The organism is Catalinimonas alkaloidigena, assembly GCF_029504655.1.
Taxonomy (GTDB): Bacteria; Bacteroidota; Bacteroidia; order Cytophagales; family Cyclobacteriaceae; genus Catalinimonas; species Catalinimonas alkaloidigena.
Genome location: NZ_JAQFIL010000001.1, coordinates 1,306,725 through 1,330,061, shown reverse-complemented (window position 1 = coordinate 1,330,061; position 23,337 = coordinate 1,306,725). Strand labels below are relative to the sequence as shown.

Here is a 23,337-nt window from a genome sequence, read left to right as displayed (position 1 = left end):
TCAGGATACTTATGCATTATCTTGTTCCGATTGCTTAGTTATTTATATAATGCAATTATATATTAGATAAATAATATTAAAAAAATACTAATCCCTTAAATGCAACATGCTATGATTTTGAGAAGTTAAACCCAAAAGAGTAACAAAACTCTACAGACACCATAAAAATTACTTGGTGACGAAAGTGTTCTATAATGAAATGGAGACCATTACAGGCATTTCAGAAACGAATATGCCTATACCAAACATTATAATTTAGTATCTTTCCTTTATATTGTCAAACTATTCTGAGAGTCTTACTCTTGAAATCAAATAGGATGAAGTTGAATATCGGAAACATAAATTAGCCTAAGTCCATCATAATTTGCATATTTTTAACGGTTTTTTCACCCCATAACATGGGCAATTGTTTTCAGAAAAAATTTGAAATAATTAAAAACATATAATCAACATGTCAGTACACCCATCAGAAAGCAAGAGTGGCAAGCTAAAAAGGGTCACTACGCATCAGCTACAAATGATGAAAAATCGCGGGGAAAAAATAGCTATGCTAACCGCATATGATTATTCCATGGCTCGTGTGCTTGATCAGGCTGGCATTGATGTGATACTTGTTGGTGATTCTGCATCAAATGTCATGGCAGGACATGAGACTACTTTGCCCATCACACTGGATCAAATGATCTATCATGCATCATCTGTAGTAAGAGGCATTCAGCGAGCTTTCATCCTCGTGGATATACCTTTTGGCAGCTATCAGGGCAACTCATCTGAAGCGCTACGCTCTGCTATCCGAATTATGAAAGAATCCGGAGCACATGGCGTAAAGGTGGAAGGAGGAGAAGAAATACAACAATCGGTGGAGAGAATAGTAAAGGCAGGTGTGCCGGTGATGGGGCATCTGGGCCTTACCCCACAATCCATTTATCAATTTGGAACTTATACAGTAAGAGCCAAAGAAAAAGCTGAAGCAGAAAAATTGATGAAGGACGCAAAAATTTTAGAAGAGAGCGGCTGTTTTGGTCTTGTTCTTGAAAAAGTACCTGCCGACCTGGCAAGGGAAGTCTCTCAGCATATAACAATACCTACCATAGGCATTGGTGCGGGTAGCGGAACTGATGGTCAAGTTCTGGTGGTACATGATATGTTAGGCATCACTAAAGATTTTCAGCCTCGCTTTCTCAGGCGTTATGCTGACCTGAACACTATTATGGAATCAGCAGTAAAAAACTATATTAAAGACGTGAAAGATACGCAGTTTCCCAATGATGATGAGAGCTACTAAATTGTTACTTTCAATACCTCTTTGAAAATTCAGCTAAACCATTTTCATTTGATTCATGTATCGCTATCAATGAATACTGAAGATGCTTAAATTTATTGATGTGCAATACCTCTTTTACAAACTTGTTAATTTTGTAACTGAACAAAACTGTTTACCCATAGAACATAAGTATGAGCGATAAACCTCTAGTACTAGTAATAGATGACGACCCTTCTTTTTGTTCTTTGTTAAAATCTTTTTTATCAAAGAATGACTACAAAGTAGAAGAAGCCCATACGGCAAGAGAGGGGCTGAGGGCTGTATACGATCATAATTTTGACCTGGTTTTGATAGACTATCGCCTACCCGATCTGGATGGTTTAGAGTTATTGAAAAATATTAAGAAGAAGTATTTTCATCTGCCTGTCATTATCATGACTAATTACGCCAATATCAGAACAGCGGTAGATGCGATGAAGTTAGGTGCATTTGAATATGTGACTAAACCGATCAATCCGGATGAAATTCTGCTGACAATTGGTAATGCACTCAAGTCTGTGCATGAAAATTCTAGCAGTCCAAATGCCAAAGAAGCTGAAAAACCTAAGTCTCCTTCCCCTTCGTTTAGGTTTGTGGAAGGTAACAGCCCGCTCGCAAAGCAGGTGAAAAAACACATTGACCTGGTGGGACCTACTAACCTGTCGGTAATAGTGCAGGGCGAAAGCGGGACCGGTAAAGAGTATGTGTCACGAAAAATTCATGAAAAAAGTGAACGCAGGAAGAAGCCTTTTGTAGCCCTGGATTGTGGAGCACTTTCCGAAGATCTGGCCGGCAGTGAGCTTTTCGGTCATTTAAAAGGCTCGTTTACTGGGGCATTACAAGACAAGATGGGCCAGTTCCAGGCCGCAAATGGAGGTACCCTGTTCTTAGATGAAATAGGTAACCTGTCTTACGACATTCAGGTTAAATTACTGCGAGCAATTCAGGAGCGTACGATACGTCAGATAGGAAGTAATAAAAATCTAGATGTAGATGTAAGGCTTATCGTTGCTACCAACGAAAACCTTGACCAAGCCGTAAAAGAAGGGGAATTTCGGGAAGATCTGTATCACAGGCTTAATGAATTTCAAATTAAGGTGCCTGCCTTGAGAGAAAGGAAAGCTGATATCCCAGAGTTTGTAGATCACTTCTTAAATCAGTCTAATCATGAGCTGGGAAAAGAAGTAAAGGGAATAGAGCCTGAAGTTTTAGAAAAACTGGAGGAGTATCACTGGCCAGGTAATATCAGAGAGCTTAAGAATGTCATTCGTCGGGCTGTGCTGCTTACTACTGGAGAAAAGATGTCTCTAGAAACGCTACCTCCTGAAATTATCAGTCCTGTTAGTAATGAAATGGAGCAACAAAACCACACTTCATCAGTGAATCCACACAATCCTGACCTAAAAGCAATACAGGAAAAAACCGAGAAAGCACTGATAGAAGAAACCCTTATTAAGGTAAAATATAATAAAACATTGGCCGCCAAGATGCTTAATATTGACCGCAAAACACTTTATAATAAACTAAAGCGGTACAATCTTGACTAACTTACTTGCGTTTTTAGCAGTTCTTTCTTTTGATTAAGAGCTGCTAACAACTTTTCGGTTAGTTTTAGTACCTCACTTACTTTTTCTTTCCAGGGAAATTTGTTTTCTACCTCTCCATCTTTCAACTGCTGCCCCTGATGTTCTAGTTTTCTCAGGAGCGGTGTGAGTTCTTGTACTTGAAGTTGCTGAATATTAGGAAACAACTTATGCGCATGATAAGCCACAGCTTCATAGTCACCTGATTCAATAGCATTTTTCATTTTTTCACTAGAGTCCTGTAATACGCCACTAAAACTCTCAATGAATCCTAAAAGCGCATCCTGATCATCACCTATAAAGCGAACAATATTATCAAGAGTGTAAAACTTATCGTTAGCTTCTTTATCTAAACTCTCTACTTCCTGAAACCCATTTATTGTTGAAGCTGTCTCTGAGGTTTCCGGTATAGGAAGAAGATATTTATCAAGAAGCTGATATACCTCCTTTTCATTGAAAGGCTTGTGCAAGACATCCGTAAAACCTCGGTCTTCAAAATAATGCTTATCCTCAGTCACCCTGGCTGTAAAAGCCACAATTATAAGATCAGCTTTTTCAGAAGCCCTGATATGCGCGGCCACCTCATCACCATGCATACCCGGCATCTGCAAATCGGTGAAAACTAGATCTACGGACCTATCTTTTAGTATTTGCAATCCTTCTTCACCACTATGGGCTATATAGCTCTGCACCCCCCTCTTTTCCATGAGCAAGGTTAGTAACTTGGTATTAAGCTGGTCATCGTCAATAATTAGTATCTTACTGTCCGAAAACATAAACTCTCTTGAGGAATCTGAAGTTTTGACAGTACTTTCTACCTCTTCTTTAGAAGATACATCAAATGGTAAAGCTACATAAAAGGTAGCCCCCTCTCCTACCTCACTTTCTAATGCCATCTCACCCCCTTGTGACTCCACGATTCTCTTACTGATAGACAATCCCAGACCAGTACCTCCGTACTTTCGGGTATCAGATACATCAGATTGAACAAAGGCTTCAAAAACATGCTGTTGTTTTTCCTGAGGAATGCCAATTCCAGTATCAATTACTTCTAGCTGAGCCTTCACTTTACCCTCACTCATTGACTTCAGTTTGCAACGAATAATTACCCCTCCTTCTTCGGTAAATTTAATCGCATTGGAAACCAGATTATATAAAACCTGTCTAAGCCGAAATGCGTCTCCGTTCAGATAGCGATAGTTTTCTCCTTCTATTTCAATGTGAATCTGTAAACCTTTCTTATCAGCCTGGAAGCTCATGTCGCGCTGTACCTGCTCAATGAGTTCCTTAATGTCAAAAGGCTGGTGTTCAAAATTTAGTTGCCCAGCTTCAATTTTAGAAAAATCAAGGATATCATTGACCAGTGCCAGGAGGTGAGAAGAAGAACTGTCAACTGCAGAAAGGTACTCTTCCTGCGTTTTTTTCATGCTGGTTTTTTTCAGTTGATGGGTAAAGCCAAGGATAGCCGTGAGAGGGGTACGGATTTCATGACTCATGTTGGCGAGAAAATCTTCCTTCACGCTGGCAAGCTGCTCGGCCTGCGCCTTGGCTTTTTCCAGCTGTAACTTTAGAGAGTCACTTTTGGCAATGTCAGAAAAGATAAGATAGATGAAGATAAAAGTGCTGCCTAAAGCTACCAGCAAGATAATTCCTAGTCGTGACAAAGAGCTTTGTAGTATATTTCTGGCTTCAGCCGACTGTGCCTGATACTTTTCCTGCTGGGCTTGCTTCACTCTGCTAATCAGGTCATTGATTCGGTTCATCACCTCAGCATTGTTAGACAAATATTTTAACTCTTGCTTGTCCAGGTACTTTTCAGTAGCAGCCTGCTCACTTTTAAGTGTAGTCAGCATCTGTCGCACTGAATCTACACTTAAATTTGCTAAGGAGGTGGTATCAACGGACAATGAATCTTGGGCCGTGGCTAATGAGGTACTATCTGTTTCTTGATCTTTTTTACTAAAAAATCCAACAACACTTTTTTTCAAATTCTGAAGCCATTTTTTATCTGCTTCATTATCTATACGATTAGGCTCTACTTTATTTGGGGCATTATCGTTTGCATTTACAGTATCACTGGCTACGGCTAGTTGGGTTGAATCTTTTTTCTGTGGAGCTTCAGCATTAAGCTGCGCCAAGGCTTTATCATAAAACTGAAAGGCATCACGCTGCTCTTTGATCCTCATAAAATCATCCATACTTACCAGTTTAGCATTGATTAAGGCGAGAATAGAGTCTAGCTCACTTTCATCAAATGCACTCATTTCTTTAAGGGCCTGGACTCTGGAGCGAATTTCCAAAACTCTGGAATCGTACTCACGAAGCTTTCTGGCGCTTTTGGTAATGGTATACTCCTGAAGACTATTCTCAGACCTGTCAACCATAAACATAATACTATCTATCTGCTGAAGCTTAGCATCCGGATTTGAGATTGTCTGCACCGCATATGATAATTGGTCATAGCTATTGTATGCTATCCCTGATGCCACCGCAATAGCTATGAGGATAAAACCGAAACCAAGGAGTACTTTTGACTTGAGGTAAAAAGAACGGTTCATACGCATAAGATAGAATACTTAAACAGGGAAAATATTATACCAATACCAATACCAATAAATAAACGGGCTTCATCAACCTTTTATTAAATAAGTATTGTTGACTTTTTCCAAAATTGGGGCATTGCCTTAATTACCTCCCCTTATCAGGTATGTTAACTCATTGATGGTATTGTGAAAAATTAAATCTCTAAGTAACGTTCAAGCACAGCATTGTTCCTAAGCCAGGAATGTATGGGTAATCGTTTCACTATCAAATGATTAACATATTGTTAAACATCATTGCACCTCTCTAAGTTTGATTAAAAAAATGTAAGACCATGAAAAGAACTTTACTCATCAGTTTTTCAGTGCTAACGGTGCTGTTTTTAGCATATATTCTTTGGAATAATAATGAGCCAACTTCTACTGAGCCTGAATCTATTTCCGTTAAGAGTGTGCGAGAAGAATTGGTCCCATTACCTTCTTTAGGCCCGCAGGAAGTGGTTAACATCCAATTGCAAGCTATGCAAAATAATAATCAACCCTATGAAAATCATGGTATTGAAGTAGCTTTTCGTTTTGCTTCACCCTCTAACAAAGAAAATACCGGTCCGCTAAACCAATTTATAAAACTGGTACAAAATGATACTTATTCATCTCTACTAAACTTCAAGCAGTACGGATTGGATGACGTAGATGTTAAAGGTGATAAAGCGATTCAGAAAGTGACACTGATCAACGAAGATGACAAGCCTGCGGTATTCTATTTTAAGCTATCACGTCAGCAGGAAGAGCCTTATGCTGACTGCTGGATGACCGACGGCGTAATCCCTTACTAATTTTTTAAGTATGATCAGATATTATATAGCCATGCTTTTACTATCTACCAATTTTGCGCCTATACAAGGAAGCCTGATGCCCTCAATGTTGCGGATAGCGTACAGATCAGCGGGATTGGTCACCTATGCGGATAGTTTGCAACAGATACCTAACGCCAGCATTTTAGTCAATGGCCAACCGTTTGGTTTTGCTACTGATACGAGTGGTTATTTCTCAATTTTTGCACAGCTCTACGACACCATCACTTTTACTTCATTGCTATAGAGGGAGAAAATTTGTGGTTCCTGAAGGGCTTTAGATAAAAATTACTTACTCGGAGAAACACTCGTACCTGACACCATGCGGCTGGATGAAGTAACCATCTATTCGCCCCCTTCTGCCGATGAGTTTGTCAACTCTTTTAAAGATCCGGGAACCATATATACCGATACATATGAAGCTATGCGTGGAAACATTGCGCTTATTGACACTATGGAAGATGAAGAAATTTTCTGAGTAAATACCAACCTATGGACATTAACTTTGGCTAGGGAAGAATGTATAATAACCAATAAGGTCCTATTCCAAAAAATAATTTTCTTAACCCTGCCCGCTGGCCTCGTAGTGTCAACGAGCTGCAGCAACTGAATCTGGGTGTCCACAATCTGGAATAAAAATTAAGTGAAGCGTACGAGTGACATGCCGGCAAAGACCGCGGCCAGACCTAAAACTACGCTGGCGGCAGCATAAATAATAAAGGTGAGGTACTGACCATGATTGATAAGGGTGAGGCTATCGTAAGAAAAGGTAGAAAAGGTGGTAAAGCCCCCGCAAAAACCCGATATCCATATTCTACTGGCATTATCATCCACAAACTCACGCACCCACAAACCATAGAGTATACCTATCAAAAGGCTTCCAAAAATATTTACCGTAAAAGTACCAAACGGAAAATGTGTACTTACCTGGCGGTTGATCATTACTGAAATCAGAAAACGTAGAGCACTACCCAAAAAGCCTCCAATGCCTACAAGTAATAGATTTGATAACATATATTATTTCCAAGTTAACATCATGGCAAGGTACTATGCTGAATCAGACTTCATCTCATTTTTTCGGTAATGTTTGCGAAAAAAATTCACCGCTTTTTCATAATTATCATGCTCCTGATTCGCAATGCGAAAAGTTTTTCTGTTTGCGAAGTTGACCTCCAGTTGTTTAAAAGTACCATTTGCCGTTTTCACACTTTCTTCCTTCCAGTGCTCAAGTTCTTTGAGATACAAACGTCTTCTGACTAAGCCAAACAAGCTGAAAACATCAACTCTGTTTTTATCAATGATTACCTTCTTGTAACTAGCAAGCATTTTAATAGTTACGAAGAATGCAATAATCAGCACCAGCACGAGCAATACATACATCCACACAGAAACCTCAGCGCTGGTCATGATATCGCTGAGAAGATAGATTGCCGAACCATAGCTCAGAATCAAAAATACCCCTATCGCGAAAAATGTATTGAATTTGGGTTTAGTGACAATCATGAATTTTTGGCTTAATGGTTTTGCAATTTTTTATACTCAAAAAAGCGGAGCAAAATTTAGTATTTTCAAGCATCTGCTGTAAGCTTGTCTGTATAATTACTAATTTTCTTCTCTGAAAATATTTGCTATGATTCATTATAACATATCTTATACATATCCCAATCGCCAGCTAATAGATTTTGAGCTTGAATTTACGCCTCAGGAAAAAACCACCTTGCTACAACTGCCTGCCTGGAGGCCAGGACGCTATGAGTTAGGCAACTTCGCCAAAAACATCCAAAGCCTGAGCATGCAGGATGAAAAAGGTAAGACTGTCGCCTTCCGTAAAGTCAGCAAAGATCAGTGGCAGGTCAGTACACATAATATCCAAACCCTGACAGTAAGATACAGCTACTATGCCGCTGAGATGACCGCCGGCTCCTGCTGGCTTGACGAGGAGCAAATATACATCAACTTTGTAAATTGTATTATTTTTCCTCTGGAGAGACTGGAAGAACCTTACCGTATCAAACTTAATCTCCCTGAGCACTACAAAATTGTTTGTGGCCTCAAAGAAGTAAAAAAGTTTGTGCTGGAAGCGCCTAATTTTTACCAGCTTGCTGAGTCACCCATGATCGCCAGCAGCAAACCAACGCACTGGCAGTATGAAGTAAATGGCTCACGCTTTCACCTTTGGTTTCAGGGCAATGTACACCTGGATAAAGAAGCTACACTGCGGGATTTTGAGCGCTTCACCAAAGTACAGATAGACGCTATGGGAGACTTCCCTTGTGAAGATTATCATTTTATTTATCAGTTCCTTCCCTATCGTTCTTATCATGGGGTGGAGCATTTCAACTCCACGCTCGTCGTCCTCGGCCCGGCAGAAGAGATCAGGCAAAGAAGTAAGCTTTATCACGATTTTATCGGAGTAAGCTCACACGAACTTTTTCATACCTGGAATATCATCCGCATTCGTCCCAAAGAAATGATGCCCTATGACTACAGCCGGGAAAATTACTTTACTACCGGCTATGTAGCTGAAGGGGCTACAACTTACTATGGTGACTTATTCCTGGCCCGCGGAGGAGTGATCAGCAAGCAGGAATATTTTGACGAACTGAATAAGATCTTTAAGCGGCACTTTGAAAACTTCGGGAGGTTCTATTATTCGCTGGCGGCCTCTTCTTTTGACCTTTGGCTGGATGGCTACGTAGCTGGTATTCCCAATCGTAAAGTCTCCATCTATGTAAAAGGAGCCATCATCAGCCTGATGCTTGACCTTACACTACGTAAGCATACGCAAAACCAGCATTCCCTGGATACGCTGATGAAAGAGTTGTGGATCAATTTTGGAAAAGAAAAAAGAGGCTACTCGCCTCAGGACATCCTAGAAATAGCCTCCCGACTGGCCGGCAAACCTCTGGATCGTTTTTTCAACAAATATGTAGAAGGTGTAGTGCCAGTAGAAGAAGAACTAAACGCTCTCCTCCGTACGGTAGGCTGCCAGCTGAAAGTGAATGATTCCGGAAGTCTGAGTGAGAGATGGTACGGATTCAGAGCTATGCAGAAAGAAGGAAAATTATTGGTGGGTACTATTGAACCCGACTCTCCGGCGGATAAGGCCCTATCTAAAGAGGATGAGATTATAGCCATCAATGGTCAAAAATACAATGAGTCTCCCGATGAACTGCTGGATGATAGCCACCAGGTGGAAATCACGGTGGTGAGAAGGCAAAAACTGATGACCGTGACTTTGGTACAGGATAGCAAAACTTATTTTAAGCAGTACACCATTGCACAAAGAGGCGATGCTTCAGAAGCTGAGAAGCAGAGTTTTGAGAAATGGTTAAACATAGCTTTGTAGAGCAATTAAAGGCTATCCATAGGATTACTGTGATGGCAGACTCTTTTTGAACTTAGAAAGATGTTTCCTATTATTTTCATTCAAATTTGTAAATTCGCAAACAATCGATTTCACCACCGCTATGATTACTAATCGCAAACTAAACATTCAAGTATTAATTTTTTCTAACCGATAATTAAGCATGCTAAAAATCAATCAACAACTTAAAGCAGAAGATCTTCTACCTAAAATTGAACGTCTTTGGGAGCTTTCTGCTGCTAAAATTCAGAACATTGAAGACAAGTACGATAAATCCAAAGGTTCTCCGGTATTTACTGTAAAAGGCAGATACACCACCCGTGGCTGGACGGAATGGACACAGGGTTTTCAGTACGGCTCTGCCATCTTACAGTTTGATGCTACCGGTGATCAAAAATTTTTGAAAAGCGGAAAGGAAAATACTGTTAAACTCATGGCTCCTCATGTCAGCCACATTGGGGTGCATGACCATGGCTTCAATAATGTAAGTACCTACGGTAACCTGCTCCGCCTGATGAAGGAAGGCAAAATTGCGCATAACGAATGGGAGCAAAATTTTTACGAGCTGGCGCTCAAAATCTCCGGAGCGGTACAGGCTACCCGCTGGACGCCTATCAAAACCGGCGGATTTATCCACTCTTTCAACGGTCCTCACTCCCTTTTCGTAGATACCATTCGCTCCTGCCGTTCTCTTATGGTAGGTCATCAGTTTGGACATGTATTGCAAACTGAGAATGATGTTAAGATTAATTTGCTGAAAAGAGCCCTGATGCATATCAAAGCTACGGCCGACTACTCAGTGTACTACGGAGAAGGGAGGGACAGCTACGATGTACGGGGACGTACTGCGCACGAACAGATATTCAATACCAAAGATGGCAACTACCGCTGCCCTAACTCTCAGCAAGGCTATACCGGATTCAGTACCTGGACCAGAGGACTTGCCTGGGCGATGTGTGGCTTCCCGGAAGAGTTAGAATTTGTTGATACGCTCAGTGATGAGGACCTGTCAGCCTATGGGGAAAGAGACGAAATCGTAGGCTTCATGCTGAAAGCAGCCCAGGCTGCCTGCGATTTTTTCATTGAAAACACTCCCACCGATGGCATTCCTTACTGGGATACTGGTGCCCCTAAACTGCATAAGTTAGGTGACTACCTCAATCGTCCTTCCGACCCATATAATGATTATGAACCCATTGATAGTTCGGCAGCAGCCATAGGTGCGCAAGGATTATTAAGGCTTGGCAAATACCTAATGTCTAAAGGTAAAGACGAGGCTGGCAAGAAATATTATCAGGCAGGTCTGACTGTATTGGACTCGCTTTTTGAAGAGCCTTACATCAGTGTAGATGAAAACCACCAGGGGTTACTGCTGCACTCTATTTACCATGAACCCAATGGCTGGGATTATGTACCGGAAGGCAGCAAAATTGCCAATGGAGAGTCCAGTATGTGGGGAGATTACCATGCCCGTGAAGTAGCACTGTATGTCCAGCGACTCGCTAAAAATGAGCCTTACTATACATTCTATCGCTGCGGAGAATAAATCACGTTAATAAATCCTAGAAATGACAAAAGCCGGACCCAGAAGATCCGGCTTTTCGCCTTTATAACTAAACCATATATTAAACACTTTTGCTTTATTCGCTCATGCTTATTTAAAAGGGTAGTTCTTCGTAAGCGGCTTCCTGCTCAGCTACTTCAGAGCCTTTTTCTTTCAGTCGCTTACCTACCAGCATGATATCCGAAGCGATGATTTCAGTCACATATCTTTTGATACCATTTTTATCTTCATAATTGCGGTAGCTGATTTTACCTTCTACCACTACTTCCTGCCCTTTGATCAGCAGGTTTTCACTGATCTCGGCAAGCTTGCCCCAGGCAATTACCTGATGCCACTGCGTATCCTGTACACGTTCGCCAGCACTATTCTTGTAAACTTCAGAAGTAGCCAAAGAAAACTGCGCGACCATCCTGCCACTGTTCAAAGTTCTCACTTCAGGATCCTGCCCTAACCTTCCAATCAATTGTACGCGATTTTTCATTGCATTCATGTCTGTAAAATTTTGAGTTAAACAAATTGTCGTTTGACATCAGCAAAGTAACTACAGCAGGCAAACTTTAATCGGTTGTTAAGCGTTTACAGTCGTGTATAGTCGTTTGTAAACGTTTGCTAACGGTTAATTTTATTTGTATATTTATATCACTTTTATAAAATACCAACTAATCAAAAATTGATGTTATGGCTAAGCAAAATAATTCAAGTGATCAGCAGAATCAACAAAACAATCAACTCAACCAACAATCAGGAGGGAGACAAGCTGTGATTATTGACACAAGCCAATATGAAAAAAAGAGCAAGTCAAATGAAAAAACAGAAAAGAGAGGACAATAAATAAATTACTAAACCAAGTAGCGGAAGAATGATTAAAGATATAATAGCGTTTTTGATCCTTTTTAATCTTTTTTCATTTATCTGAAAATTGTCATTAGCCCTTGAATCATAATTAACAATCTCTGAATAAATCATTGACTTTAAAGTTTCATTATTTTTCATGTCGATATAGAATTCTTTATTCAGCAACAGACTTGCTTTCGAGCCAAGGGGGTGATAATTGGTTGGCAAAATATTTTTTGATAGATAAAAAAGAATAAAAAAAGACTTAAAACTCATGACAAAGACAGTAAAAAGCTTCGGGGAAAATACACCTTTTAATTCGTTATTTATGAAGAAATAAGCTGTCAATGTTGTCATTAAACCAATACTAATAGAAAGTAAAACAACTGTTTTGTTAGTAGTTGCATCATAAATTTTTCCGCTTTCGTCTAATCGCTTTTCAATTTGGCTAAAAACAAACTGTAATTCTTCAATAGATGAAGAGAATGGGTGTTTGACTGAGAAATCTTTGTTTGAAACCATGAATGAGGGCTCATCATCCTTTTTGAAAAACTTTAATATGTTCATTTGTAATAAAAAATTACAGTAAGATAAAAGCATTCTTTAATACTCATGCCACTTTGGCTAATAAGAAATAATGTGCACTGGCACATAAGTAACCTTTCTAAAAATGCATACGAAACCCATCCAAATCACAGAAGCTTCATCGGAAGAGGATTACACCCTGGGCAGGTTATTATTTATGCAGTATGCAGAGCACTTAGGCTTTCCTCTGGATTTTCAAAAATTTGAAGACGAACTAGCCCATTTGCAAAGCATGTATGCACGTCCCAAGGGCGTACTGCTATTGGCAAAGCAAGATGATGGGCAGACACTTGGCTGTGTTGCTGTTCGTCCGCTGGAACCTAAAGTAGCTGAGCTCAAAAGAATGTATGTGACCGAGCAATGCAGAGGAAATGGTGCGGGCAAAAAACTTTTGCAAAGCGCATTAGCTATCAGCAAAACATTGGGTTATGACCTTATCCGTCTGGATACACTTTCCAGCATGCTGCCGGCCATCCATCTTTATCGGGAAGCAGGCTTTTACGAAATACCGGCTTACTGTTATAATCCTTTTGACAATGCCATGTTTTTTGAAAAAAAAATAACGAACTGATATGAACGAATCTGTTGAAGAAAGCGAAAAGGTCTGCCTGGAATGCGGCACGCCTATTCGGGGCAGAGCAGATAAAAAATATTGTTCTGATGCCTGTCGCAACGCCTATCATAATAAGCATACCAGCGATGCCAATAACCTGATGCGTAATGTAAACTATACGCTGCGTAAAAACCGCCATATCCTGGCCGAGCTCAATCCGCAGGGAAAAGCCAGAGTACACCGGGATCAACTCAACCGGAAAGGTTTCAATTTCAATTATATTACGAATGTGTACCAGACCAAAAGTGGCACGATTTATCACTTTTGCTACGATCAGGGCTATATCGTATCCGATGATGATTATTTTACCTTGGTCGTAAAAAAAGACTACATTGACTAGCTTCAGACTTTATCATCAATAGTGCAAAGCATCCCATTATTGGTCAATCATTGCACATTGTTCAATATTCATTCATTTAGGTTTAATTTTTTTATTAATTTGAGGCTTGATTGATTAGACAGCAACCTCAATTTTTTACTCTTGGAAAACTTAAATCAACTTTGTGTACATACGGTCACAACCAAGCCCTGGCCGATAGAAATAGCCGCAGAAAAGTTTGCTCAGGCTGGAGTCAGTGGGATTACAGTCTGGAGAGATGCATTGGACGGACGCGATATTCAACAGACCGGTGACATGCTCAGGCAGCACAAGCTGGAAATTGTATCGCTTTGTCGTGGGGGTTTCTTTCCTGCTACTTCTGCTGACAAACGAAAACTAGCGATTGACGACAACAAAAAAGCCATAGACGAAGCCGCAGCGCTGGGAGCGCCAGCGGTCGTTTTGGTCTGTGGCGCTGATCCTGCCCAGCCTTTATCAACATCTCGCAAGCAGATACAGGAGGCTATTGAAGTCCTCATTCCTCATGCGGAAGCCAATCAAGTAAAATTATCCATAGAACCGCTGCATCCCATGTATGCGGACACCCGCTCAGCCATCAATACCCTGGCACAGGCTAATGACATGGCAGAGTCTATCAACTCACCCTGGGTGGGTATAGCGGTAGATGTGTATCACCTCTGGTGGGACGATCTTTTACAGGCAGAAATAATGCGATGTGGTCGTAACGGAAACCTGTTTGCATTCCATATTTGTGACTGGAAATCACCTACTGAAGATATGCTGCTGGACAGAGGACTGATGGGTGAAGGCTGTATCAATGTACCAGAAATCCGGAGCTGGGTAGAAGATGCAGGATTTACAGGCATGTATGAAGTAGAAATATTCTCTGAGCGCTACTGGAGGATGGACCAGCAGGAATTTCTGGACAAGATCATCAAAGCCTATTTGGAAAAAAGCTAAACTATAATTATTAAATATATACTAACCTATTGAATTGAAATGAGCGAAAAGAGCACGACTACCCATACGGTAGGTATTATTATGAACGGAGTGACCGGACGCATGGGCACCAACCAACACCTGATGCGTTCTATCGTTGAAATTATCAAGCAAGGTGGCGTCAGGATCAGCCCTACTGAGACGATCATGCCCGATCCTATTTTAGTAGGTCGTAATGCAGCAAAACTGGAGAAGCTGTGCAAGATGTCAGGTATTGAAAAATATACCACTAATCTGGATGAGGTGATGCATGATGACCACTACTCCATTTATTTTGACTCACAGACTACCGGCCGCCGTGCCACTGCCGTAAAGCAGGCTGCTGAGGCTGGGAAGCACGTATATTGTGAAAAACCTACTGCCGTAGATACAGCCACTGCCTTAGACATCTACAAATTCTGCCAGGAAAAAGGTGTGAAAAATGGTGTAGTTCAGGATAAGCTCTTTCTGCCAGGTATGCGCAAAGTGCAGCGACTCATTGAGAATGGCTTCTTCGGAGAAATTCTTTCTATCCGTGGAGAGTTTGGCTACTGGGTATTTGAAGGAGACACTATTCCCGCACAACGCCCTTCATGGAACTACAAGAAAGAAGAAGATGGTGGTATTATTGTAGATATGCTTTGCCACTGGCGCTATGTACTGGATGGTATCTTTGGTAATGTAAAAGCTGTCTCCTGCCTCGGCGCTACGCATATTCCTGAACGTGTGGATGAACAAGGCAATACTTACAAAGCCACCGCTGATGATTCTGCCTATGCTACTTTTGAGCTAGACGGTGGTATCATCGCACATTTCAACTCCTCATGGACCGTACGTGTCCGCCGTGACGATCTGCTCACCCTGCAGATTGATGGTACCAAAGGCTCAGCAGTGGCCGGCCTGCGTGATTGCTGGATACAGCACTATGGCAATACCCCCAAGCCGGTCTGGAATCCTGATATTCCGCAGCCTATCAACTTTTATGAAGGCTGGGCAAAAGTACCGGATCAGGAATTTCATGACAATGCTTTCAAAGTGCAGTGGGAGATGTTCCTGCGTCATGTCGTGAAAGATGAGCCGTTTCCATATTCCCTGCTAGAAGGAGCCAAAGGCGTTCAATTGGCGGAAAAAGGGCTGGAAAGCTGGGAGAAACGCTGCTGGGTAGATATTCCTTCGCTGAGTTAAATGCTATACTTTTAAGGTTAAAGGCTGGCTAGCTTTTAACCTTAAGCTATTCGTTTATCTATTCACTTTTAACCTTCAACTTTCAACTACATTCATGAAAAAAGTAGCATTTGTAACTGGCGGTAGCCGGGGTATAGGACTGGGAATCGCGGAAGAGCTTGCCAAAGCAGGCTTTGATATTGCTATCAACGGAATGCGTCCTGCTGAAGCAGTTCGTGATGTTCTGGAGGGAATCAAATCGTATGGAGTAGATGCATTGTACTGCCAGGGCGATATTGGTTCTACCGAAGCCAGACAAAATATGCTGTCAGCCATCAAAGAGCACTACGGCCAACTTAACGTATTGGTCAACAATGCTGGCGTAGCACCAAAAGAAAGAAAAGACCTGTTGGATGCGAGCGAAGAGAGCTTTGAATACGTGGTCAAAACCAATTTGCAGGGTCCTTATTTTCTGACCCAACAAGCCGCTAACTGGATGATTGAGCTGAAAAAGGCTAACGCTGATTTTGATGCTTCCATAATCAATATTTCTTCCATTTCTGCGAGCATCGCTTCAGTCAACCGGGGTGAATATTGCATCTCCAAAGCAGGCATGAGCATGATGACACTTCTCTTTGCTTCTCGCCTGGGAGAATTTGACATCCCTGTATTTGATGTTCGCCCCGGGCTCATCAAAACGGATATGACTTCCGCAGTAACAGAAAAATATGATAAATTGATAGAAGATGGCCTCTGCGCACAACCACGCTGGGGAATGCCTGAAGATGTAGGAAAAGCTGTTTCCGCACTGGCCCAGGGCTATTTTCCTTACTCCAGCGGACAAACCATCATGGTTGACGGCGGATTGGCGGTCCCCAGACTTTAAAGTTTTTTCTTAACAGAGAACAATCGATTGCTTAAGACATAACCATTACTAAAACCAAACTAATCACAACCAATATATGGACTCTTCCAAGAAAATGACGGTATGGCGAGTACTCATCGTCTGCGCTGTATTACTTACCATTATCACTTTTTCTCCGCTGGTAATTCCTCAGGGAGTAATTAAACCCGAGTTATTCGGGATGCCCTACACCCTTTGGATATCAATTTTAGTAACCATATTGTATGTAGTGCTTACTTTCATTGGCACTAGAGTTCATCCCGGAAAAGATACTGACAAATAATTATGACTACCTGGATTATTATATTAGGCACTCTCTATTTGGGCATGCTGGCCTTTGTAGCTACACGATCATTTAAGAAAAACAAAAGCGCGGAGGATTATCTTCTAGCAGGCTCTAACATAGGTATTATCCTGGGCTTCTTGACTTTTGCTGCCACACTTTTCAGTACATTTACACTTTTGGGTATGCCTGATTTCTTTCGCCTCAATGGTATTGGAGCATGGCTTTTTCTGGCGGTATCTGATGGAGGAATGGTATTTTTTATACTTTGGTGGGGTTATCATTTACGCAAGAAAGTAGCCGAAAAAGGTTTCAATGGCGTAGCCGGACTTTTGGTGAAATGCTATCAGAACAAATGGGCGGGATATGTCAGCTTTGCTGGTGTCTTTCTTTTCCTCGTTCCGTATGTGGCCATTCAGATCAGGGGTATTGCTATCTTCCTTACCGCGGTATTTCCTGATGCCATGCCATTCTGGGGATGGGCAATTATTATAGTCGCGGTCATGCTTACCTATAGTGAAATCGGAGGGTTGAAAGCCATCATGAATGCAGATGCCATACAAGGTTTGACGCTCCTGATCGTGACCTGGATTATTGGAATCCGCTGTGTAGAATACTTTGGAGACCTTGGAAATATGTTTGACCAGGTAGAAGCTGCCAACGCGGCTCTGCTTTCCACTCCAGGTCCCACAGGCTTATTTAGTGTGCAATTCCTAATTGCCTCTTTTATGGTAATTCTTTTTATACCTGTCACACAGCCTCAGCTTACAATCAGGCTGGTTATCATGCGAAACCTGAAAACCACGCACATGATGGCAGTTGCGGTAGGTATATTCGCCATATTGATCATCCTGCCAACCGCATTTATCGGTATGTACGGCGCAGTCAGGTACCCTGATCTTCCTACAGCTGACTTTCTTTCACGAGTATTACTCTATGAACAACCTGATTTTGTTGCTGCTGTAGCCGTAGTGGGACTATTGGCCGCCGGGCTTTCTACTACTGACTCGCAAATATTTGCATTGGGTACGGAAGTTCGCTCTCTGCTGAAGGGGCATGAAAAAAAGGTGTTGAGCATTACCCGTTATTCTATCTTTGGCTTTGCAGTTGTCGCGCTCATATTCTCAGTGCTTGCCGGCGATCAGCTGGTCATGTTAGCCAGGGTAAGCTTTGCCGGTACTTCCATGCTGGCTCCGATGATACTCACTGGAGTATTGAGCAAGAAGACATTGGGTAATGAAATAATTGTGGCAACTGCTGCTGCTTTGATAATCTTTATCCTTTCATTGTTAGGGCTCATCCCATCAGAAGTAGGTTTCCTTAGAATGGACCTTTTCCTTTTGATGGCACTAGGCTTATTCAGTATCATTTCATATCAAATTAGAAAATAGATGACATAAAGTCTTTATTTTTACAGAGGCAAGACAAATTGACATTAAAGGCCTTGTGAAATGTACATTTTTGGCTATGGTATAAGATTTGATCCTTATAGGTTAAACAAAAGGAGGAAATGATGAAAAATGTACTAAAAGACTTTGTTCATCAGTTTGATGCGATGAATACCATTGGTGGTGGTAGTACTGCTGCCTCAGTAAATATAGATAGACAGAAAGATCATTTTACAATAGTAATCCATGCTCCAAGTGTGAGTAGTGATGCGTTCAATATATTTTTGAGAGGAAATCAGTTAGTAGTATATGCGGTACTTAAGGGCTCTGAATTATTTGAGGATGATATTCAGAAAGCAGCCCGATATACGGTACCTGTATTCAATCAGACCTTTGAGATACCACCCTTTGTGGATAAAGAGCAGATTGATGCCATATTTGATAAAGGATTACTCAAAGTGCATATGCCATACAATGGTGAGCAGGACACGATGAAAGTCAAGAAAATTGATATTAGAGAATACTAATACTTTTCTTAAAAAAAATGATAGCCGGATCGTAAGATTCGGCTTTTTTTATGCTTTTTTTTTCTTTTTCCCCTCCTTCTGACTTAAAGAATATTCAGCACTCCATTCCGTATGTAATTTTTCCTTTGCCTCACCCATATTTATCAGAATAATATTCTGTTTATCAAGTAAAATGCATCATAGTATTCCATTTTATCATGCAAAAAAAAGTCCTTTAGAAATCAAATCTTATATAAAATCATTTCGTATATTCAAAAAATGGCAATAATAAATATTTATTAATCAGAAAATTTAACATTTTAATAATTTTTTTGGTTAGTTCTTACATCAGCATTATTGTCATTTTTCAGTAGCACAAATGCATGATAGAATAGATAAATTGCTTACAATTCACCAAATATAATTTGGTAAGTAAGCTCAAAACCACTGATTAATATGAAGACTATTTCAATTTTTTCTGCTTTTATTTTTACCCTCGCTGTATCTGCTAATGCACAACTTTCCAATAGTACTACTGATTGGTATCCGGGAGTGATAATACTAGAAAACACCGAAGTTGTAAAAGGTGACATCAGTTACGATTACTCTCACGATATTGTCATGTGCAAAATTGATGATGTCATCAAAACATTTACACCCCATCAGGTAACAGCGTTCAAGTATTATGAGGAGAGTGAAAACCTCTTTCATGATTTTGTAACATTAACCAATTACATCAACCCCAGATATCAGCAAAAAGCTTTTTACGAAGTGGTGCTGGAAGGTGATATCAGTTACGTCAGAAAACGCAATAAATATCCAGCCTATAATGCCAAGGAAGGCTATTTGGCAAACAGAAACAAACGTCTCAACCAACATAAGGTTTGCTATGAGTACTTTGTGCACTACGAAAACGAACTTATAAAATCTAAAAGTTTCAAGCGTGAAGTACTACCTATTATGCAAAATAAAGAAAGAAGCCTTCATACTTATATGAAGAAGAATCAACTTAGGCCTTATGACATTGGTGACCAGATAGAACTGGTTGAATATTTTAACCTTACTTCAGACATGAGAGAACAGACTGCTAAAAAAATTTCGCTAAGATAAACGTAACGCATGTCGCGATTGTAGATAAAATGTTGATTTATTAACAGCTCAAGCTCCAGTTTCCTGAAATTGGAGCTTTTTTCATGTATTTCGCAACTTTTATCAGTCTACACCATTTAACTTAAGATAGTTAAGCAGCCAAATATGTCTACAATCCTTGAAGTAAAAAATGTCAGCAAAGCCTATGAAGGTAAAGATCAAAATGCTGTTAAGAATATCAGTTTTAGTTTAGATAAAGGTCAAATATTGACGCTTACCGGAGAAAGTGGCTCAGGAAAAACCAGTTTGCTCAAAATCATCGCCGGATTGCTGGAACCTGATGAAGGAAAGATTTACCTCAACGGAGAATGGGTGAAGGGGCCATCACGCAGACTGGTTCCCGGGCACCCGGAGATCAAGATGGTATATCAACATTATGAGCTATCTCCCAAGCTTAATGTAGCACAAAATATCAAGCGTATTCTAAGAGCTTATGTAAAAGAGTATCAGGAGGAGCGAGCTGAAGAACTTATGGAAATATGCAAATTGCAACACCTCAGAGATTCTTTTCCCCGGGAACTATCCGGCGGTGAGAAACAAAGAGTAGCATTGGCAAGAGCGCTCGCTGAAGAGCCGCTACTGCTATTAATGGATGAACCTTTCAGTAATATTGATTTGAGCCTTAAAGCGCATCTGAAGCGTGAAATTATTGATATTTTAGAAGCCCTTGAAATCACTACTATTATTGTATCTCATGATCCACAGGATGCGCTATCCATGGCCGACCAGGTAGCCGTAATGCGTCAGGGAAAGTTACTTCAACTGGATAAACCAGAAAAAATTTATAAGCAACCTTCCAATACCTATATTGCCGGGCTTTTTGGATACTGCAATATCATCAGCACCCATGAAGCAAAATCAGCGCTGAACTTGCCAACAAAAAGGCAAAGCACCCTTTGTATACGGTCAGAAGATATTCTGATTGAGCCTGACGTTAAGGATAGCAAACATCAAGCTACCATAAAAAACATCCGTTTTATGGGTGCTTTTTATGAAGTCGCAGTGGAGTATGCCCAGCAGAACTGGGTACTTTATCACCGGACCAACCATATTAAAGTAGGTGATCAGGTCAGGCTCAACATACCCAAAGATAAAATCATTACTATTCTGGCATAATTCAGAAATATAAGGTCAACTATTTTCTTTTTTATCTTCTTTCTTAACCCCAATAATTGGAGAACGCTCAAAAACTGCATTTTCATCAAAAAGCTTGCGGTAAGTGGCCATGGTTCTGCTCTTCACACATCCCAGCGCTTCCATCACACGAATCATTTTGGGGTTAAAATCACCCACCCAGGTTACGATATAGTTATCGTATTTGTAATTCTTCTCTGTAAGGGCTTTGGTCTGCAGATCGTCAAAGATAAGTCCCTCTACACCTCTCGCCTGGTATTTGCGCTTCACCCCAAAAGCTACGCCATAGCAGGAATGAAACTTCATGGTCATTTTATGATAAAGGAATTTCAACTTACCCCAGAGATTCATATTGTCTCCTACTTTTTGATACACTTCGTTGATATTGGGCAATGCTACCATGAAAGCGATAGGCTCATCATCATAGTATACAAAGTATATCAGGTCTTCATCAGCTACTGGTTTGATCTGCCTTAGCATAGCCAGCGCCTGCTCCTCTTTCATTGCCTTGAACCCATCATGCGTCTGCCAAGCGTCATTGTAAATCTCTATAAAATGTCTTGCAAACAATTCCGCCTGTGATTTTTTAAAGTTAGTTACTTTGTAGTGCCCTTCTTTTTTCAGCCGGTCAGCCCTGCGCTGATAAATTTCCGGTAACGGATCATAGAAGGTCTTATCAAAAACGATCTGGCGATAATAGACCTGAAAACCATAGTTCTCAAAAAGCCTGACATAATACTCAGGATTATAGTTTTGGCCGTAATAGGGAGGTTTGTTAAAATTATCTACAATCAGGCCCCAGTATTTATTGTTCTCGCCAAAATTTATGGGTCCATCCATGGCTTCAATTTCTCTTTCTTCCAACCAGGCTTTACACTGGTCAAAGAGAACATTAGCGGCTTCCTGATCATCAATACACTCAAAGAAGCCCATACCACCGGTAGGCTGATCATAGGTTTTGGCTCTTCGCCAGTTGATAAAAGCCGCTACACGTCCAACTACATTACCTACCGCATTGCGCATGATCCAGCGTGTAGCCTCTCCATGGCCAAAATAGGTATTGTGATTTTTGTCAAAAACCTGCTCTACCTCCTGCCTGATATGCGGAATCCAGTTAGGATCACCCTCATAAATCTTGAAAGGCAGCTTACGAAACTCTTCTTTCTGTGCTTTAGTCTTTACTTCCTCTAAAAAATATTTCTGTGTGACAGTCTGAGTATCATTGGTCGAGGTAGCCGTGTTCTTTGAACCATTCATAACATTCTTTGATTGCGGTTTCTATCGGTGTTTGTGGCATGTTGAGCTCTTCAACTGCCTTTTTTGCTGAAAAATAATGTCCATCACAGGAAACGACAGCCATTTTATAGCTGACATTAGGTGTAATTCCAAAAATGTTTCCGGCGATTGTTCCTAACATCCCAAAAGCTTTAGTGGCAAAAGGGGGAATCGCCAACTTTGGAGGTTTCGCACCTACTACTTCAGCTATCTTGGTAAACATCTCCTGGTAGCTAAGGTTTTCATTTCCCAGAATATAACATTCTCCCGGCCTTCCCATGGTCAGGGCATTGGCAATGGCATTAGCAGCATCGCCTACGTATACGTAGTTCTTCCCCCCTACCGGATAGCCGGGCACTTTGCCTTTAGCCACTGCGATTACCATCTTTCCGGAGCTGGGCTTAAAGTCATTCGGACCTATCATAAATGTAGGATTGACTACAATGAAGGGGTATCCACCTTCTTTTACTTCGTTCAGGACGATCTGCTGCGCCTGATACTTGGTCTCCATATAACCAATGCCGTACTGCTGAAATTTGGGGGGTGAAGTTTCATCTCCGGGATGCGCTTTAGTACCGAAGCCTACTGAGTTGGCAGTACTCACAAAAATACCGCGTCTTACCTTAGCTTTCTTAGCAGCCTCTACTACGTTTAGCGTACCCTTTACATTGGTATTGATATAGTCGGGGGAACGATCCGGCCATTGGCTGGTATCCGCAGCCGCATGAACTACGGCATCACATCCTGCCACTCCCTCAATCATTTTGTCAGGATCAGTAATGTCGCCATGAAACTCCTCAAAGTTCGGATGCTTCTCCAAAAGTTCAGCTTCTATAGAATTATGAAATAAGCCTCTTACATGATGCCCCCGCATTAATAGTTCTTTGGCTGTGTTACTACCGAGCAGACCGCTGGTCCCTGTTAAAAATACTTTCACAAGCTTATATTATTTCGCTACGGCGATATGGTTATA

Annotated in this window: 25 protein-coding genes; 18 read left to right on the top strand and 7 right to left on the bottom strand. The window is 41.0% G+C overall.

All coding sequences use genetic code 11. The annotated features are described in order from the left end of the window. Positions 1-451: 451 nt before the first annotated feature. Positions 452-1,285 carry a 3-methyl-2-oxobutanoate hydroxymethyltransferase gene (gene panB / locus OKW21_RS05645; RefSeq protein ID WP_277478124.1) on the top strand — a complete coding sequence of 278 codons (834 nt, stop codon included), beginning with the start codon at positions 452-454 and terminating at the stop codon, positions 1,283-1,285. Positions 1,286-1,455: 170 nt separating this feature from the next. Further along, positions 1,456-2,850 carry a sigma-54-dependent transcriptional regulator gene (locus tag OKW21_RS05640; protein WP_277478122.1) on the top strand — a complete coding sequence of 465 codons (1,395 nt, stop codon included), beginning with the start codon at positions 1,456-1,458 and terminating at the stop codon, positions 2,848-2,850. On the opposite strand, the gene OKW21_RS05635 is transcribed toward OKW21_RS05640, so the two are convergent. Next, positions 2,847-5,450, bottom strand: a complete 2,604-nt coding sequence (locus tag OKW21_RS05635) for a hybrid sensor histidine kinase/response regulator (RefSeq protein WP_277478120.1) — start codon at positions 5,448-5,450, stop codon at positions 2,847-2,849. The two genes, OKW21_RS05640 and OKW21_RS05635, sit on opposite strands and share 4 nt — an antisense overlap. A 311-nt stretch (positions 5,451-5,761) precedes the next feature. Between OKW21_RS05635 and OKW21_RS05630 the strand changes: the two genes are divergently transcribed. The 3 genes from OKW21_RS05630 (at position 5,762) to OKW21_RS05620 (ending at position 6,758) form a co-directional block, all read left to right on the top strand. After that, a complete protein-coding gene (locus OKW21_RS05630; RefSeq protein WP_277478118.1) occupies positions 5,762-6,262 on the top strand; it encodes a DUF4864 domain-containing protein in 501 nt (166 codons plus the stop codon). A 10-nt stretch (positions 6,263-6,272) separates the two neighbouring features. Further along, a complete protein-coding gene (locus tag OKW21_RS05625; protein ID WP_277478116.1) occupies positions 6,273-6,527 on the top strand; it encodes a peptidase associated/transthyretin-like domain-containing protein in 255 nt (84 codons plus the stop codon). Positions 6,528-6,602: 75 nt separating this feature from the next. Beyond that, a complete protein-coding gene (locus OKW21_RS05620; protein WP_277478114.1) occupies positions 6,603-6,758 on the top strand; it encodes a hypothetical protein in 156 nt (51 codons plus the stop codon). A 161-nt stretch (positions 6,759-6,919) separates the two neighbouring features. Here OKW21_RS05620 and crcB read toward each other — a convergent pair whose 3' ends face one another. Together crcB and OKW21_RS05610 are read right to left on the bottom strand one after the other, a co-directional pair. Further along, positions 6,920-7,294 (bottom strand): fluoride efflux transporter CrcB, encoded by a 375-nt coding sequence (crcB, locus tag OKW21_RS05615; RefSeq protein WP_277478112.1) that lies wholly within the window; start codon positions 7,292-7,294, stop codon positions 6,920-6,922. A gap of 33 nt (positions 7,295-7,327) precedes the next feature. Beyond that, a complete protein-coding gene (locus OKW21_RS05610) occupies positions 7,328-7,783 on the bottom strand; it encodes a hypothetical protein (protein ID WP_277478110.1) in 456 nt (151 codons plus the stop codon). A gap of 127 nt (positions 7,784-7,910) precedes the next feature. On the opposite strand from OKW21_RS05610, the gene OKW21_RS05605 reads away from it, so the two are divergent. Both OKW21_RS05605 and OKW21_RS05600 read left to right on the top strand, forming a co-directional pair. Continuing rightward, complete coding sequence (locus OKW21_RS05605; RefSeq protein ID WP_277478108.1) at positions 7,911-9,629, top strand: M61 family metallopeptidase; 1,719 nt, start codon at positions 7,911-7,913, stop codon at positions 9,627-9,629. A gap of 181 nt (positions 9,630-9,810) precedes the next feature. Then, positions 9,811-11,193, top strand: a complete 1,383-nt coding sequence (locus OKW21_RS05600; protein ID WP_277478106.1) for a glycoside hydrolase family 88 protein — start codon at positions 9,811-9,813, stop codon at positions 11,191-11,193. 112 nt (positions 11,194-11,305) lie between these two features. On the opposite strand, the gene OKW21_RS05595 is transcribed toward OKW21_RS05600, so the two are convergent. Then, positions 11,306-11,701, bottom strand: a complete 396-nt coding sequence (locus OKW21_RS05595; RefSeq protein ID WP_277478104.1) for a single-stranded DNA-binding protein — start codon at positions 11,699-11,701, stop codon at positions 11,306-11,308. 188 nt (positions 11,702-11,889) lie between these two features. On the opposite strand from OKW21_RS05595, the gene OKW21_RS05590 reads away from it, so the two are divergent. Then, positions 11,890-12,042: a hypothetical protein gene (locus tag OKW21_RS05590; protein ID WP_277478102.1), complete on the top strand. Its 153-nt coding sequence runs from the start codon at positions 11,890-11,892 to the stop codon at positions 12,040-12,042. Here OKW21_RS05590 and OKW21_RS05585 read toward each other — a convergent pair. Beyond that, positions 12,010-12,567, bottom strand: coding sequence for a hypothetical protein (locus tag OKW21_RS05585; RefSeq protein WP_277478100.1), 558 nt, complete (start codon positions 12,565-12,567; stop codon positions 12,010-12,012). The two genes, OKW21_RS05590 and OKW21_RS05585, sit on opposite strands and share 33 nt — an antisense overlap. A gap of 148 nt (positions 12,568-12,715) precedes the next feature. Between OKW21_RS05585 and OKW21_RS05580 the strand changes: the two genes are divergently transcribed. The 10 genes from OKW21_RS05580 (at position 12,716) to OKW21_RS05535 (ending at position 21,071) form a co-directional block, all read left to right on the top strand. Next, positions 12,716-13,201, top strand: coding sequence for a GNAT family N-acetyltransferase (locus OKW21_RS05580; protein ID WP_277478098.1), 486 nt, complete (start codon positions 12,716-12,718; stop codon positions 13,199-13,201). A 1-nt stretch (position 13,202) separates the two neighbouring features. After that, positions 13,203-13,583: a hypothetical protein gene (locus tag OKW21_RS05575; RefSeq protein ID WP_277478095.1), complete on the top strand. Its 381-nt coding sequence runs from the start codon at positions 13,203-13,205 to the stop codon at positions 13,581-13,583. Between the two features lie 141 nt (positions 13,584-13,724). Continuing rightward, complete coding sequence (locus OKW21_RS05570) at positions 13,725-14,543, top strand: sugar phosphate isomerase/epimerase family protein (protein ID WP_277478093.1); 819 nt, start codon at positions 13,725-13,727, stop codon at positions 14,541-14,543. Between the two features lie 39 nt (positions 14,544-14,582). Beyond that, positions 14,583-15,746 (top strand): Gfo/Idh/MocA family protein, encoded by a 1,164-nt coding sequence (locus OKW21_RS05565; RefSeq protein ID WP_277478091.1) that lies wholly within the window; start codon positions 14,583-14,585, stop codon positions 15,744-15,746. Positions 15,747-15,840: 94 nt separating this feature from the next. After that, on the top strand, positions 15,841-16,611 hold the full coding sequence (locus tag OKW21_RS05560; RefSeq protein WP_277478089.1) for a 3-ketoacyl-ACP reductase: 771 nt from the start codon (positions 15,841-15,843) through the stop codon (positions 16,609-16,611). A 76-nt stretch (positions 16,612-16,687) separates the two neighbouring features. After that, positions 16,688-16,912, top strand: coding sequence for a hypothetical protein (locus OKW21_RS05555; protein ID WP_277478087.1), 225 nt, complete (start codon positions 16,688-16,690; stop codon positions 16,910-16,912). A gap of 2 nt (positions 16,913-16,914) precedes the next feature. Then, positions 16,915-18,303, top strand: a complete 1,389-nt coding sequence (locus tag OKW21_RS05550; RefSeq protein WP_277478085.1) for a sodium:solute symporter family protein — start codon at positions 16,915-16,917, stop codon at positions 18,301-18,303. A gap of 119 nt (positions 18,304-18,422) precedes the next feature. Further along, a complete protein-coding gene (locus tag OKW21_RS05545; RefSeq protein ID WP_277478083.1) occupies positions 18,423-18,827 on the top strand; it encodes an Hsp20/alpha crystallin family protein in 405 nt (134 codons plus the stop codon). A 435-nt stretch (positions 18,828-19,262) separates the two neighbouring features. Next, complete coding sequence (locus tag OKW21_RS05540) at positions 19,263-19,916, top strand: hypothetical protein (protein WP_277478081.1); 654 nt, start codon at positions 19,263-19,265, stop codon at positions 19,914-19,916. A gap of 144 nt (positions 19,917-20,060) precedes the next feature. Further along, positions 20,061-21,071, top strand: a complete 1,011-nt coding sequence (locus tag OKW21_RS05535; protein ID WP_277478079.1) for an ABC transporter ATP-binding protein — start codon at positions 20,061-20,063, stop codon at positions 21,069-21,071. 15 nt (positions 21,072-21,086) lie between these two features. Here OKW21_RS05535 and OKW21_RS05530 read toward each other — a convergent pair whose 3' ends face one another. Then, positions 21,087-22,346, bottom strand: coding sequence for a hypothetical protein (locus tag OKW21_RS05530; protein ID WP_277478077.1), 1,260 nt, complete (start codon positions 22,344-22,346; stop codon positions 21,087-21,089). Further along, positions 22,309-23,301, bottom strand: coding sequence for an NAD-dependent epimerase/dehydratase family protein (locus tag OKW21_RS05525; RefSeq protein WP_277478075.1), 993 nt, complete (start codon positions 23,299-23,301; stop codon positions 22,309-22,311). Before OKW21_RS05525 ends, OKW21_RS05530 begins: the two co-directional genes overlap by 38 nt. Between the last annotated feature and the right edge of the window lie 36 nt (positions 23,302-23,337).